This window comes from Pseudomaricurvus alkylphenolicus (assembly GCF_011683955.1).
Taxonomy (GTDB): domain Bacteria; phylum Pseudomonadota; class Gammaproteobacteria; order Pseudomonadales; family Cellvibrionaceae; genus Pseudomaricurvus; species Pseudomaricurvus alkylphenolicus.
Genome location: NZ_JAAQPI010000001.1, coordinates 1269116 through 1283282, shown reverse-complemented (window position 1 = coordinate 1283282; position 14167 = coordinate 1269116). Strand labels below are relative to the sequence as shown.

At 53.8% G+C, this 14167-nt stretch carries 10 protein-coding genes; 4 read left to right on the top strand and 6 right to left on the bottom strand.

What is annotated here, in order from left to right; all coding sequences use genetic code 11:
- Positions 1-4 precede the first annotated feature (4 nt).
- The 3 genes from HBA55_RS05045 to HBA55_RS05035 all read left to right on the top strand — a co-directional run bounded on the left by HBA55_RS05045 (position 5) and on the right by HBA55_RS05035 (position 4204).
- Positions 5-1045, top strand: a complete 1041-nt coding sequence (locus tag HBA55_RS05045) for an AraC family transcriptional regulator (RefSeq protein WP_166987969.1) — start codon at positions 5-7, stop codon at positions 1043-1045.
- Between the two features lie 122 nt (positions 1046-1167).
- On the top strand, positions 1168-2901 hold the full coding sequence (locus HBA55_RS05040) for a class I adenylate-forming enzyme family protein (protein ID WP_166987966.1): 1734 nt from the start codon (positions 1168-1170) through the stop codon (positions 2899-2901).
- A gap of 1 nt (position 2902) precedes the next feature.
- Entirely contained in the window at positions 2903-4204 is a 1302-nt protein-coding gene (locus tag HBA55_RS05035) for an MFS transporter (RefSeq protein WP_166987963.1), read from the top strand.
- A gap of 493 nt (positions 4205-4697) precedes the next feature.
- On the opposite strand, the gene HBA55_RS05030 is transcribed toward HBA55_RS05035, so the two are convergent.
- The 3 genes from HBA55_RS05030 to HBA55_RS05020 form a co-directional block, all read right to left on the bottom strand.
- Positions 4698-6968 (bottom strand): TonB-dependent receptor, encoded by a 2271-nt coding sequence (locus HBA55_RS05030; protein ID WP_166987960.1) that lies wholly within the window; start codon positions 6966-6968, stop codon positions 4698-4700.
- 88 nt (positions 6969-7056) lie between these two features.
- Positions 7057-8553 carry an amidohydrolase family protein gene (locus tag HBA55_RS05025; RefSeq protein ID WP_166987956.1) on the bottom strand — a complete coding sequence of 499 codons (1497 nt, stop codon included), beginning with the start codon at positions 8551-8553 and terminating at the stop codon, positions 7057-7059.
- Between the two features lie 130 nt (positions 8554-8683).
- On the bottom strand, positions 8684-9574 hold the full coding sequence (locus tag HBA55_RS05020) for an SDR family NAD(P)-dependent oxidoreductase (protein ID WP_166987953.1): 891 nt from the start codon (positions 9572-9574) through the stop codon (positions 8684-8686).
- A 186-nt stretch (positions 9575-9760) separates the two neighbouring features.
- Between HBA55_RS05020 and HBA55_RS05015 the strand changes: the two genes are divergently transcribed.
- A complete protein-coding gene (locus HBA55_RS05015) occupies positions 9761-10753 on the top strand; it encodes an AraC family transcriptional regulator ligand-binding domain-containing protein (protein WP_166987950.1) in 993 nt (330 codons plus the stop codon).
- 9 nt (positions 10754-10762) lie between these two features.
- On the opposite strand, the gene HBA55_RS05010 is transcribed toward HBA55_RS05015, so the two are convergent.
- Genes HBA55_RS05010 through HBA55_RS05000 form a run of 3 tightly spaced genes read right to left on the bottom strand, consistent with a single transcriptional unit; the run spans position 10763 to position 14161 of the window.
- Positions 10763-11917, bottom strand: coding sequence for an acyl-CoA dehydrogenase family protein (locus HBA55_RS05010; RefSeq protein ID WP_166987947.1), 1155 nt, complete (start codon positions 11915-11917; stop codon positions 10763-10765).
- 1 nt (position 11918) lies between these two features.
- Positions 11919-12980, bottom strand: a complete 1062-nt coding sequence (locus HBA55_RS05005) for an acyl-CoA dehydrogenase family protein (RefSeq protein ID WP_166987944.1) — start codon at positions 12978-12980, stop codon at positions 11919-11921.
- Positions 12977-14161 carry an acyl-CoA dehydrogenase family protein gene (locus HBA55_RS05000; protein ID WP_166987941.1) on the bottom strand — a complete coding sequence of 395 codons (1185 nt, stop codon included), beginning with the start codon at positions 14159-14161 and terminating at the stop codon, positions 12977-12979. Before HBA55_RS05000 ends, HBA55_RS05005 begins: the two co-directional genes overlap by 4 nt.
- Between the last annotated feature and the right edge of the window lie 6 nt (positions 14162-14167).

Genomic DNA, 14167 nt, shown 5'->3' with positions numbered 1-14167 from the left:
TGTTATGTTCAATCAAACCGTACCCGTGGATCGAGTCAAACTTGTACTGAACTCCGTCAGGAATAAAGGCCACGACGTCGACGCCCTGGCAACAACCCTGTGTTTTCCCTATAACCCACTGGCGCCGGAAAGTGCAGAAGAGACTGAGTTTCCGGCGTTGCTTTACTGCAAACTGCTACAGCGGGCCGCGCTGATATCCCAGGGACATCTGTTTGGCCTGCCCGGCAGCGAGCAGGACCCCACCAGCGGTTTTCGCATGATGTGCCTGAGCATCATTCACAGCAAGGACCTGCGCGATGCTATCAACCGCGCAGTCAGCTTTTACGACCTCTACGCCAGAACCGAGTGGCGATTCTCAATGCAGGAAAGCGGCGATCAGGCATTGCTGCGATTTCACGTCGAAACCGCAGAACCTTCGTTGCCGTTTAAAATCGTGCACTATATGTCGTTGCTGTGCCGGTTTTGGGCCTGGATGAGCGGCCAATACATTGAACTGGCATCCGTCAACTTTCGTGGCTGCCCCAACTACAGCCTTGCCAAGTACTTTAAGCTCTTTGAGTGTGATCTTGAATTCAACTGCGAGGAAAACGCCATCAGGTTTGACCGCCGGTACCTGGATCACCCTATTGTGCAGACAGAGGATTCGCTGGAGAAGTTTCTGGAAACCGTGCCCTATCAGCTGATGACCATGCCCCGGGATGACTCCGATACTGTAGCCTCCAAGATACGGTTTATCATCGGCAATGATTTCACTCGCGAAATTCCCAGTCTGGAGACAATCACCGACCTGTTGCACACCTCCGCCACCAGTCTGCGGCGCAAGCTGAAGAAAGAAGGCACCACCTACCAACAAATCAAAGACCGGGTACGCCGGGAGGCCGCGATCGAATACCTGAGCCGCCCTGACCTGACCATCAATGCCAGCGCCCTGTTGATGGGCTTTGACGACCCCAGTGCATTCAGTCGTTCCTTTAAAAAGTGGACAGGACTGTCACCGGGGGTTTATCGAAATCGTTACCTGCTTGGCGGAGAATCGAGTCACTAGTATTCAGACCGGCACCTTTTGTCATAGGATTTTGGTGTCTTTTTCCATTTCCATGCGCTTCAGGTTTGTCGACACTGGTACTCCTCATAAATCCGTAAATCGGTCGGAGGATTAGTGAAACAATGAACGATGACTACACCACCAGATATCAACAGGCGGTTGAGCGTCTGACAACATCAGGCCCTTTTGCCCTGACACAGGCCAGCGTCAACGGTCACCAGATGCCGGTATACGCCAACGCCCCCAAAACCGTGAATGAATTGCTACAGCCCGGACGGACGTACGCTGAACGGGACTGCGTAGTTTATGAAGGTGAGCGCTGGAGCTACAATCAGGTTTTTCAGCAGGCCGATGCCATCAGTCAAGGTCTTGCGGACACCCTGGGGGTACGCAAGGGGGACCGGGTTGCCATTGCCATGCGCAACCTGCCGGAATGGATGACGGTCTTTATCGCCATTGTGCAAATCGGTGCAGTCGCGGTGCCACTTAACAGTTGGGGACGCACCCGAGAACTGACCCAGGGCCTGAACGATGCCGGTGCCAGGGTTGTTTTTTGTGACCCGCAGCGGCTGGAATACATTGAGGATGCTTTACCACAACTGGGTATTGAAGCTGTCGTCGTACGCCCCAACTCTGACCAGCTACCCCGACACAGCCGCTCGCTGGAAACGTTTCTAGCCGACAAGCTGCCCAGTGCTCCCCCACAAACTGACATCTCTGGCAACGATATTGCCATGATCATGTACACCTCGGGCACAACCGGCGCTCCAAAGGGCGCAGTATCCACCCATTTTGCACTGTGTCAGGCGATATACAGCTTTGAGGTCTCCGGCGCTTTATCAGCCATGCTTAATCCGAGCGCAGTCAAGGCCATGAGCGCCAAGGGATATCCGAGCTGTTCGCTGTTGTCAGCCCCGCTGTTTCATGTCAGCGGATTACACGCGCATCTTTTGGCGGGAATTCGCAGCGGGCGTAAAGTGGTTATGCTTTATAAGTGGGACATTGAGCAAGCATGCCGTCACATCGAAAGCGAGAGAGTCACACTGCTGAATGCGCCACCTTCTGTCGTGCAGCAACTTTTGGAATCCCCACAGTTCAGTGCAATCGACAGCAGCAGCCTGTTCAGTATCAGCGGCGGTGGCGCGGCATCACCTCCCCGTCTGATCTCCCTGATCGATCGTAATGTCGCCAACTCACTGCCAAGTGCCGCATGGGGTATGACGGAATCAAACGGCATTGGCACCGGCGTCGCAGGCGAGGGCATCAAAAACAAACCCCACACTTCTGGCCTGCCCCACCCGGTGGTGCAATTGCGCATCAGCGACGAGACAGGCAAATCTTGTCCAACCGGTGAGCAGGGTGAAATATGGATCAAGAGCCCAACCAATATCAGCGCGTACTGGAATCGACCGGAGGCCAACGCCAGCGATTTCTACCAAGGCTGGTTTAAGACCGGCGATATCGGTTATCTGGACAAAGAGGGCTACCTGGTTGTCTGCGATCGAGCCAAGGACATGGTGATCAGGGGCGGAGAAAATATCTACTCGATCGAAGTCGAAACTCTGATTGCCAGTCATCCCGCAGTGGAGGAAGTGGCCGCAGTGCCGGTACCCGATGAAAAAATGGGGGAGGAACTGGGAGTGCTTGTACGCCCTGCCAAAAACGCCAAGTTAAGCGGCACCGATATTCAGACCTTCGTCGAAGCGAATCTGGCAAGATTTAAAGTGCCCCGTTACGTCGTCTTCCGTACTGAGGAATTTGCAAAAAACGCCAGTGGCAAAATCCTGAAAAAGCAGGCTCTGCAGATTCTGCTTGCGGGCATCACCAGCCCCGAGCCAACTCCTGAGAATTCATAATATGACTACCACCACAGCCACCACTCATCACAGGAAATTTCACGGCAACAAAATTATTGGCCTGGCGCTGTTCTGCCAGATGATTGCCATCACCTATTCCATCTATCTGTTCAGTCTGTTTATCGAACCGGTAAGCACCGAGTTCTCAGCCTCCCGAACCACCATTGGCATGGGCCCACCCATCGTTTTTGTCTTCTCCACCCTACTGTCGCCGCTGGTGGGTGGTTTTATCGATCGAGGCCATACCCGTGTTGTGATGATGCTGGGAGCCTTGAGTATGTCCCTGGGTATGTGTTTGTTATCACTGGCAACCCAACTGTGGCATATCGCAATCATAATGGGCATTTTTGTCGGCTCCGGGGCGGTTATGCTCGGAGTCATGCCCAACTCCTCGCTGATAATTAACTGGTTTAACCGCAGACAGGGAATCGCCCTGGGCATTGCCGCCTCCGGGGCGTCAATCGGTGGTTTTCTCCTGCCACCGGTAACGAGCTGGATTATTGAATCTTATGGCTGGCGCCAGGCCCTCATGTCTCTGGGCATCTTCTCTCTGCTTACCTTGCTGCCTGCCATTTGGCGCCTGGTAATAGTGCGGCCGCAGGATATCGGTCAAACCGTAGATGGTGACCCGCAGGAACCTGCCTCCCGAGAGCAGGCCAACGTGGCCGCCAAATCCAAAGACGGCGCTCAGAGCGGTTGGCGGGACATCGTTTTACGTCGGAATTTTTTTACCTTGGCGTTTGTTATCGGCTGCCTTAATGCGGTTGCGGTATTGCTGATAACCACGCTCGTACCTCTGGCTACTGAACAGGGGCTTTCTCCGCAGAGCGCGGCTCTGGTTTTTTCCGGTCTTTCGTGCGCGGCATTGGTGGGGAAGTTTTTGTTTGGTTATTTGTGTGATCGAATCGGCCCGCGGCGGGTCATGTTTTTGATCATCGCAACCTATGGAGTGGGTTGGCCCTTCTACTTTTTGTTTCCCTCAAGTATGGGAGTCGCGATCGGTGCCGTCATCTGCGGCCTGGCCAGCGGTGGGTTGATGCCTGCTTCCTCCTCTTTGATGGTAAAGGTATTTGGCCCTGGCGCCTATGCCCGTGGTTACAGCATTCTGCGTGTGGCCATGGCCCCGATGGTGATGTTGCCACCACCATTGAGTGGGTATGTTTTTGATCTGTACGATAGTTATGTTCCCCTGCTGCAGTTTTCCTGGTTTATTTTTCCGGTGGTGGCGGTTGGATTGTTGCTATTGCGTACGGCGGAGGTATCAGCACTAAATGCCCAAACCGGTTCGGCTGAGGTTTCTTGATAAGGATTTTCAGGGAAATGTGTATGCGGTTTGGACTCGGGTATTGGCGGTGTTGTGCCGGGAGCGGAAATTCGAAACGGCAGGATTTCCTTCCCGCGTAGGTCGGATTAGCTCCGCTTCGCGGAGCGTAATCCGACGGTTCCGCTGGAGCTGTTTGTTGGCTGCGGCCCGGTTTTTAACACTTTGGGATGTTGCTGCAACAGGTTGTTTATACACGGCTGCCGCCAATTTAAACCTTCGGCGGAACGGCGGATTACGGCTTCGCCTAATCCGCCCTACATTCGTGCGGCCGTTGCAGACATTATCGAATGCCCATGGTGTCTTGAACCAGGATTATGAACTTCCGGTTATGGCACTTTCCTGCCTATTCAGGCTCGCTTAGACCACCTGCTAAAAGCATCCACGTCGATATTCCAGACAAAAAAATCCCCTGGTGTTTAGCCAGGGGATCAACTCGCTTGCGGAGTCTGTCAGGATTGCTCCTGACACAAGCTCAGAAAGTGTAACTCGCTTCCAGTCCAAAGGTACGGGGCTCACCCAAACGGCCGCTGCGATAGCTGGAAAAATCAATAACCATATCGAAGTACTCGGTATTGGCCAGGTTTTTGCCCCACAACGAAACCACCAAATCACCACCGGCCATCTCAATGCCGGACAACTGCAGGCGGGCATCAACCACACGGCGCGAATCGGACTTGGAATTAGGCGCGGTACCCTGTCGGGTGACACTCAAGACATGAGCGCCGGAGCTGTAATTGTAATTGAGAAAAAAGTCCAACTGCCCAAACTCAAACTCCGGGAAACGATAGTCGAACGAAATATTATAAGAATCCTCAGGCGCATTGGTCATCTTGGCTTCGTCAGAAACATCACCATTAACACCCTGATCATACTCCTTGATGTTATATCCCAGATAACCGTAGGTCAGTCCCATGCGCAGGCGCTCAGTCAACATGGCGATAGCTTCGATCTCCATGCCCCACAGATCAACTCTGCCACCGTTCTCAGTCAAAGACAGGGTACCGTCGAAAACCCCGAGCTGAATATCGGTATAATCGTTATAGAAGGCGGCCGCATTTACCTGCAGACGTCGCCCCCAAAGATTCGATTTGACACCGATTTCATAGGAATCAATGTACTCGGGATCAAAGGTAATACCGGCGGCCACAGGATCGGCGGTGGAGCCATCGTAGCCGCCACTGCGGAAGCCCTCGGCATAACGGGCATAGAAGTTTAAATCGTCGTCAATGGTATAGCGCGCAGACACCGTGTAGGAACTATTACTGTAATCCGCGTCCGGGAACTGGAGGGAAAAATCCGGATCACTAAAACTGATATCGTCCCGTACCAATCCAAAGGGCGTGCCGAACCGTTCGCGCACGGGAGTAAATCCGCCTTCAATATACCGATCCATCTGCTTGGTTTCTTTGGTGTGGCGGGCACCCAGCGTTAAGGTGAGCTTATCAGTCACATCCCAGTCCAACTGCCCAAACACCGCATGATTGCGATTGTCCGCTTTGCCCCCCAAGCGACGATTAATATACAAACCAAAGGAAGGTATGGCGACACGCTGCATGCGTTTCATTTCGGAGTTTTCAGAAAAATAGTAGGCACCGACAACGTATTTGAAATTTTCATAGTTACCCAGCAGCTGCAGCTCCTGAGAAAACTGATTGGCATCCGTCAGCTGGTGGTTGGCGTAGATATCGGTGGCACTGCCATCCAAATCCAGCATTTCATCGGCCTGGGTTTCACGGTACCCGGTAATGGTCTTGACGGTCAGATTATCGGAAATATCCCAGGTGACGGTCAGAGAGTGTGCATCCACATCACCGTCGTAGAATACGGGATGATTGGCTGAACCTCTGGATTCGAATTCCTCGGTGGCATAGTTGGCAAAATTCGGTTCATTGGCCGCCGGCACCAGATCAATTAACTGGAAAAATGCAGGCCTTTCATCCATAGTCGATTTGATGTAATCGTAGGTGACCAAAAGGTTGTTGCGAATTTCCCAGTCCACCGCCAGATGTCCCCCCAGGCGATCCTGTACACCGAATTCCGAGAAATCCGCGATGGGCAATTCCGTCGGGCTCAGGTTTTGCTGAACGTTTTTGGTCAATCCGTCCCTTTCGCGGGAATAGAAGCTGAAGCGCGCGGCAATCTGCCCCAGCCCCTGGTTGGCCTCACCGAGATAAGGCGTATTCAGGGTGGCACCGTATGTCTGCAGGTGCTTGTTGCCCAGCCCGGCCTTCAGCTTACCGCTGAATTCACCGCTGGGGCGTGCGCTGATCAGATTGATGGCGCCACCGGTGGTATTACGGCCATACAGGGTGCCCTGAGGACCGCGCAGCACTTCGATACGTTCAATATCACCCAGCTCAAACAAGGCACCGACACCGGCGGTGAAGAAGACACCATCCATGTAGGTGCCAACGGTATTGTCGATACCCACATTGGATGCCTGATTATTGGTCACGCCTCGAATGGCCAGAGACAAGTCCGTGGATACCACGTTTCTGATAAACAGATTGGGCACCGAATCCGCCAGGGAGTTGGTATCATTGATGCCCTTGATCTCCAGCTGCTCCTGGGTCATTGCGGTAATGGCAATGGGAACGTCCTGAAGATTCTCTTCACGCTTTTGTGCGGTTACGATTATCTCTTCCAGCTGAAATGCATGAGCGTCACTTTCTGCGACGGTCGCAGCGCTAAGCAGCGAGGTGGCGCAGCTTAACAATACAGAAGATGTGGTTATTTTTTTCATCGTCACTTCCCTCTCTTTGAGCTATCTTCTATTTTTTTGCCGGTGTTGGCTATTGTTTCACGGTAAAAAAGTTGCCTGTTTATTAGAACTAGTTAGTCACGTAGCCGTAAGTTTTTAGACTGCGTCCTACGCCCAGGCGATGGTACTCGGTCTTCATCTGCGCAATCACATCACCACTCAGATTCTCGGCTGTCTCCTGTGGGTTCAAGTTATAAAGCCGGGCGCCGTTTAGACCGAAAATGGCGTTTTTCACGTATCCATCTTCGGGGCCCAGCGGGGCGAAACCGAAGCGCTCCTGCATATCCTGTGGAATTTCCAGGCGCCTGAGGGCTTCGATCTGCCACTGGGGAGAGCCGTACCAGACGGAATCGGTACCCCAGAGTACGTGGTCAACTCCCATTCCCTTGATCAAAGTGCCCATCAGGGCCGCACAGAAGCGGGGGTTGGTTATGGCCGAATTGGCGAAGGCAGAACCAATTTCTCCGTACACATTGGACACCCCATATTTGCGGGGAATGTCTGCCAAATCAGTGACCCAACGGATGTAGCCGGTTTTCTCAAACTCGGCCATTTCGATATCCGGTTTCTCCAGATAAGGTCGTAGCGCCGCGTGATAAATGACAAAATTGATCTGAGGCCAATCCTTCGCCGCCTTGCCCACATCGTCGACGGTGGCATAGGGCCAAAGATCGGATAGCTCCTCCAGATAATTACGCGGCAGCAGCCCCTTGTGTATACAAATGGTGTTGATGCCGGACTTGACCATCTTTTCGTAGAAGGGATACATCAGCTTCTCGTCATCCAGACGATAAGGCAGGTTTTGAGGGTGGTAAGGATTACCGACGGTGTACCCCTTCCAGGAATTAGGCTGCAGCTCTTCGATATTGCGGTCCACTTCATCAAGCCAGCCGTCCTGGCCGGGAATAATAACGCTATGACACAACATACGTTGGGTTCCCGACAAGCGGTTGACCAGTTTGCGGGTCTCCGCCATTTGCTCATTGGATATCAGCAAACCTTCCAACTGACCCGTTGTCGGCGCACTGGATACCAGGGCCACTTTGGTGTCGCTGTCGAGATAAACCTCTTTGATAAAGTTGTCGAAGCGATAGCGGTCCAAATCCAGCCCACGCTCGTTAAGCATGGCGGGATTCCAGTGCTCGGCCGCATAGCGACCATAATCCAACATGAATTCCGTATTAAAGTCTTCATGAACAAAGTGCACCTGATCGTCAAAAATAAACTGCGACGAAAGACGCTTGGCACGCTCCTCGGCAACCGAACGCTCAATGGCCTCGGCCTCCTTGACGGAGAACAGGGAACCGTAGACGGCATTCATAGAGAGAAACGCAGCCGCCATGCCGCTGCTGCTGCGGAGGAAGTTGCGACGACTGATATTGAGCTTCTTGCTGTTGGTGTCCGCGATTTCTGACAGTTTTGCCTCAAACGCCCGTTGCTGGTCGGTTTGCGGCAGTGGTGTGAATTCGCCATTGGAAATCGACCGCGATGGGATGGGCGACTGATCATCAAGCGTATTCGACAGGGTGAATTTCTTGCGTTTTTCAGGCGGAAATAAATCGGTCATCGCTAGCTTCTCTTTTACGGTTTGATGATCATCGTAGCAACGGGTTTAGAGCCGAACAATGCTCAAAAACACCGCAATAGTTGGACAAAACACACCGTAAAGTCCCGTGGTTTGATTGATGTCCGTACAGTCATTTTTCTGGCGCCAGAATGCCCTTGTAAAATGGATACGGTGTTTTCATCAGACCAATCGGCTCCAGCTGTTGCCCCAAATGGCTGCGAAAATGCTGGTCGATTTTCTCCAGGCTCCATCCCCCTGGCATATAGATCCCGTTACCATAGCTCGGTTGACTGAGCAGGGTGATGCGCTCCCCTCCGGTACCAAATATCTGACCGGAAATGTAGTTGCCCTGGACGCTGCACAGGTAAATCACCATGGGACCATTAAGCTCCGGGTCAAAGAACGGCATTTCCACCTCCTTGCCGTCCTCCCCCTTGAAGGTATCCGACATGCGCGTGGTCGCCAGGGGCGAAATTCCATTGACACGGATACCATAACGGGCCAACTCAAGCGCCAGGGTATAGGTGAGCGAGGCGATACCGCCTTTGGCAGCCGCATAGTTCGCCTGACCGAAGTTGCCAAAGTGAGCTGCCGAAACTGTGGTAATCAGAGAACCGCCCTGTCCCTGTTCTTTCATCCTCAGAGCCGCCTGTTGCAGACAAAAAAAAGTGCCTTTCAGATGAACATCGATCACCAGACCCAGTTCCTCCTCGGACATTTTCAGAAACGTTCGGTCCCTGACCACTCCCGCATTCGCCAACATGATATCGATCGCACCGAAACTGTCGACACAGCAGCTAACCAATCCGGTGGCCCCATCGAGCCTGCTGATGTCATCGGTATTCGCAACTGCCCGCCCCCCTCTTTCTACGATCTCAGTAACGACTTTTTCAGCCTCGGCACCATCCACATCATTCACAACAACAGCGGCACCAGCGTTGGCCAGTTGCAAACAGTGCGCGCGACCGACACCGCGCCCCGCCCCGGTAACCACTGCGGCTTTGCCTTCGAGTACTTTCATCCCAACCTCGTAAAATCGTCAATAAAAATGCATTTCGGTTATGCAGTCATGGTATTGCTCCGACGCCACAAGCTATAGCAACAGGACAGTTCAAGACTGACCTTTCGGGTGTCGGATCTGGCCATCTGTCAAAGACAGCCCTATACTGGCAAACGAAACCTATGAGACACCACTGACCGGTTTAATGTGAGAAAGAATAAAATTTCGTTTTATTTGCAGCGGATGCAACAGAGAGGCCACAGTCCCGAGAATGTGCTTTGCAACACCGGGCTGAGTGTAGAGCAGATTGGCGATGAGAGCTTTCGCGCAGACAGCGAAGATTATCGTTCGATTATACGCAATATGCTCTCCCTTACGGGTGACTGTCACCTCGGTATCGCCCTGGGGCGAGAGTTTAACATCAGTGATCTGGGTGTGTTGGGCTACGCGGCTTTAAGCAGCGCCACCTTGAGCCAGGCTCGGGATGTCATTCAGCGATACAACGCTTTGAGCGAGTACATTCTTTCACCCAGTAACTACACCTGCACACGCAATGGCAAAGAAGTCTGGTTCAGCGAGTTGAGCGAGCCATTTCCACTGGGAGAACTGTTACCGTTTGCTGTGGAGGAATTTGTCAGCCGCACCATTAAACTGTCCGCCAGTCTGACAAACCGGCCTTTTCCTGTGTTGGAACTCCATCTATCCTATCCGCCCCCGAAAGATGAGAGGTTGTATCGGGAGACGTTTGACTGCCCGATTCACTATAATCAGCCAAAAAACCTGATCAGGCTGGATATCGAACGCCTGAATGACCCCATCACCATGGCAGACCAAGATGTCTTTGCCATCTGCGAGCGCCAGTGCCAGGCATTGGTCAATGAGCAGAAGGGACAGGACCAACTCAGTGACAAAATCAAACGCGCCCTGTTAAAAATGCCTGGGAGTTTTCCCTCCATGAATAGCATGGCCGAGCACTTGGGCATCGGCTCGCGGACGCTAAGGCGCCAGCTGGAAAGCGAAAACACCACTTACCAACAGATCATTGATGCAACACGCCGCGAACTGGCCCTGCAATACCTGACCCATACATCGCTCAGTCCCAAGGAAATCGGTTACCTGCTGGGTTACGCCAATGTCAGCAATTTCCGCCGAGCCTTTAAGGGCTGGACCGGCAAGAAGCTCTCGGACTATAGGCGTTAATCGTTATCTCTAACGGCTCTTCGGTAACCCCAAACCCACCTCGGCGATCACACTGCGAAGGATTTCCACCGTACCACCATATATGGTGGTCACCGGCGCAGCCCGATAGGTTTCCGCAAACGCCCCCTGCAACGGCGCCTGTTGCGCACCGCGCTCCAACGCCGCCAAAGGGCCCTGCAGATCCATCCAGGCTCTGGCGTCCTGCAGATATTTCACGGCGGAAAACGCTTTGGTCATTGGACCCGAGGCGGTGCCGGTAATCCCCTGCGCCTGCTCCCAGGTCGAACGGTAGCGCAACAGCTTGGAGACTTCTGTGTTAATGGCCATTTGCGCCAATTGCTGTCGTACCAGCACACCTTTCTCACCAGACTGCTCAGTTCCGGCTGTCCAGGCTTCGGCCTCCTCCAGAAACAGCTCCTGACGATCCGCGTACCCCATCGCCTGTTCCAGCCCCAATGCGAAACGCACCACCGACCAGCCTTTATCCACCTCGCCGACCCGCAGCGCGTCCGGGACTCGAACACCATCGAAGAACACACCGTTGGTTCTCTCACCACCCATGGTATGAATTGGATGAATTTCCACGCCTTCGGCGTCGGTCGGTACCAAAAACATCGTCAGTGAGCGGTGCTTGTGCTCCGGGGGCCCTGTGCGCACCAGGGTAAAAATATACTGAGCGAGGTGCCCGGTGGTGGTAAACATTTTCTGCCCATCGATGATCCAATCGTCGCCCTCCGGGCGTGCTACCGTTTTCGCAGCCGCGACATCCGAACCGGAACCGGGTTCCGTATAGCCGAGGGCAATGAGGACATCACCCGCCGCAATTCTGGGTACCAGTTCTGTCTTTTGCTGTTCACTGCCCATCGCCATAAGGGTATGGCCGATAAAGCCATTATTGAGTAAACCGAACCAGGGGAATCCCGCCTTCGACAACTCCCAGTAGAGAGCCAGCATCTCGTAGGGGTCACGGCCGCCACCGCCGAATTCCTTCGGCCAGCCGGCCGAAACCCAGCCCGCCGCTGCCAGTTTCTTGTACAACGACCAGTTGTGACCATCACCACTGACTCGCTCCTGCTGCCTTTCGGACTCGGTAAATTCCCTGCGCAGAAATTCACGAATGTCCCGCCGCACCTGCTCGGCCTTATCACCCAGTTGAAAGTCCATGTTATCTCTCTCCCGCTGCAAAATTGGCGGCGATGTTGGATCTGAGTCTGGCCAGGCTCAACAACTCTTCACTCACGCCGCCGCCCTGCAGTGCCCAGGCACAGGCCCTTCGATAGTAGAGTTGAATATCGTATTCTTCGGTAAAACCATAACCGCCATGGGTATGCAAACTGGTTGAGGTTGTTTCCTGTGCGGTCTGTGCCGCAAAGATCAACGCCATGGCGCACAATTCCTGAAACCGCCCCGGATTCTGATCAGCCGACCAGGCAGCTTCCCACACCAACAGCTCAGCCCCTTCGACCGCCATGGCACAATCCGCCAGCGGATGAGAAACCGCCTGAAAACCGCCAATGGGTACGCCAAACTGTTCACGCGTACTTGCGTACTCAACCGCAATCGCGAGCGCCTTTTGCGCCAGCCCCTGCAGGGCGGCGGCCGTTAGCAACTTCCACTCTGCCCAGGCTGTCGCGAAAGCCTGTTTCGCCTCGACTCCCTGGGCCAGAATAATCGGCTCCGCAGCGGACTCACTCCCCATACGCCAAAAGGCCGGGCAGCCAGAACCGAGATTGGGTGGTGTCGGCGAACGCCGCAGGTCGGCATCGCCATAAAGGCACAAGATATCATCCTCCAGCGCCAAGACCGCGTCAGCCACGCCGCCGCCGGGGACCAGAATATCTTGGCTGACGCCAACTCTTGCGGTGGGCAATGCCAGGGACAGCAATGCTTCCCCGCGAGCAAGCCGTCGCACTAATTGTGCGTGTTGAGAATAACGTGCCAGTAAACGCCCGGCGGCGGCAACCTCCGCAAACGGCAAAGGCGCCAGGACCTTACCAGCCGCGGCGGACACCAAACAGAGTTCCAACAAACCACAATCGAGCCCATCCATGTCTTCAGGCAAACCCATTCCCGGCGCCCCCATTTCGGCAAAGCGCCGCCAAAGTTCCCTGGAAAAACCCTCGGATTCCGTCTCTCGCACCAATGACGGAGGACATTCCTTGGTAAAAAAATCCGAGAAACTTCGCACCAACAGGGTTTGTGATTCGTCCAGAGCAAGATCCATCATGAGCGTTTACTTTCCACCTCGATTGTAAAGGGGTCTGCAACCGCCAGCGGTTGGTCGCTGTCCAACACCGCAGCGGCCACTTGTTTTTCCAGGTATCGGCTGTCCCACCAGTTCAGTTGCTGTTGCTTGGCGCGGCGGAAGAATAACTGAATGTCATACTCCATGGTAAAACCGATACCGCCATGAATCTGTTCCGCCTTGGCCGTAACATCGCGAGCGGTATTGCAGGCAAACAGCTTCGCCATGGACGCCAACGCCGCATAGGGTTTTTCTGAAGCGTGAGCCCAGGCAGCTTCATAGACCAGCGCCCGCGCGCCTTCGACGGCAGTCGCACAGTCGGCCAGGTAGTGGCCAATCGCCTGGAAGGCACCGATCGGTTTATCAAACTGCTCGCGCTCCTTGGCATAGCCAACGGTAATCTCCAGTGCCCGTTCTGCCAGTCCCACGGCGCTGGCTGCATCCAGAATAATGGCCTCGTTGAGCACATGGGACCACAGCCGCCAGCCATCTCCCTCGGCATTTATCCGGCTGTTTGTATCGACAATAACGTTGTTCAGTTCGATTCGATACTGACAATCCGATGCCATACTGTGTTCCTGAATCAGTTGTACACCTTTAGCATCTCGCGGTACCAGGAAAATATCAATATCCTTTTTGTTCTCTCCTGTGCGAGCCAGTACCAGCAAATAATCGGCGGAAGATGCATAGAAAACGTGGCGTTTTACGCCCTTGAGAACATACCCGGAGGATGTCATCGTGGCGGAGGTCTGTATGCCTTCGGGTTCATAGTCGCCCTCCGGCTCCAGACTTGCGGGTGTGAGAATGATATCTCCGGCGGCAACGCCCGGCAGCAACTGATTCTGTAACTGAGTATTGTCGCCGCCGTCGATTATCAGCGCACTCACCACCGAACTGACGAAATGTGGCACCGGTGCCAGTGCATAACCGAATTGTTCGTAGATGGCGGCACTCTCAAGCATTGGCAGTTTGCTACCGCCATGGGTTTCGTCTATCGCGATACCCAACAGGCCTGACTGCGATAGCTGATCCCATAGAGCTTTGGCATAACCCAACGCGTCGTCTTCGCAGCTTCTGACAACGGTGGTATCACAAAAATCGTGGCAAATGTTGCGTACCAGATCACTCAGTGCGATCTGATCTTGTGAATAATTTAAATCCATAAAACA

Coding starts and splice junctions, on each gene's coding strand:
- HBA55_RS05045 (WP_166987969.1), top strand. CDS start 5: ATGTTCAATCAAACCGTACCCGTGGATCGAGTCAAACTTGTACTGAAC.
- HBA55_RS05040 (WP_166987966.1), top strand. CDS start 1,168: ATGAACGATGACTACACCACCAGATATCAACAGGCGGTTGAGCGTCTG.
- HBA55_RS05035 (WP_166987963.1), top strand. CDS start 2,903: ATGACTACCACCACAGCCACCACTCATCACAGGAAATTTCACGGCAAC.
- HBA55_RS05030 (WP_166987960.1), bottom strand. CDS start 6,968: ATGAAAAAAATAACCACATCTTCTGTATTGTTAAGCTGCGCCACCTCG.
- HBA55_RS05025 (WP_166987956.1), bottom strand. CDS start 8,553: ATGACCGATTTATTTCCGCCTGAAAAACGCAAGAAATTCACCCTGTCG.
- HBA55_RS05020 (WP_166987953.1), bottom strand. CDS start 9,574: ATGAAAGTACTCGAAGGCAAAGCCGCAGTGGTTACCGGGGCGGGGCGC.
- HBA55_RS05010 (WP_166987947.1), bottom strand. CDS start 11,917: ATGGACTTTCAACTGGGTGATAAGGCCGAGCAGGTGCGGCGGGACATT.
- HBA55_RS05005 (WP_166987944.1), bottom strand. CDS start 12,980: ATGATGGATCTTGCTCTGGACGAATCACAAACCCTGTTGGTGCGAAGT.
- HBA55_RS05000 (WP_166987941.1), bottom strand. CDS start 14,161: ATGGATTTAAATTATTCACAAGATCAGATCGCACTGAGTGATCTGGTA.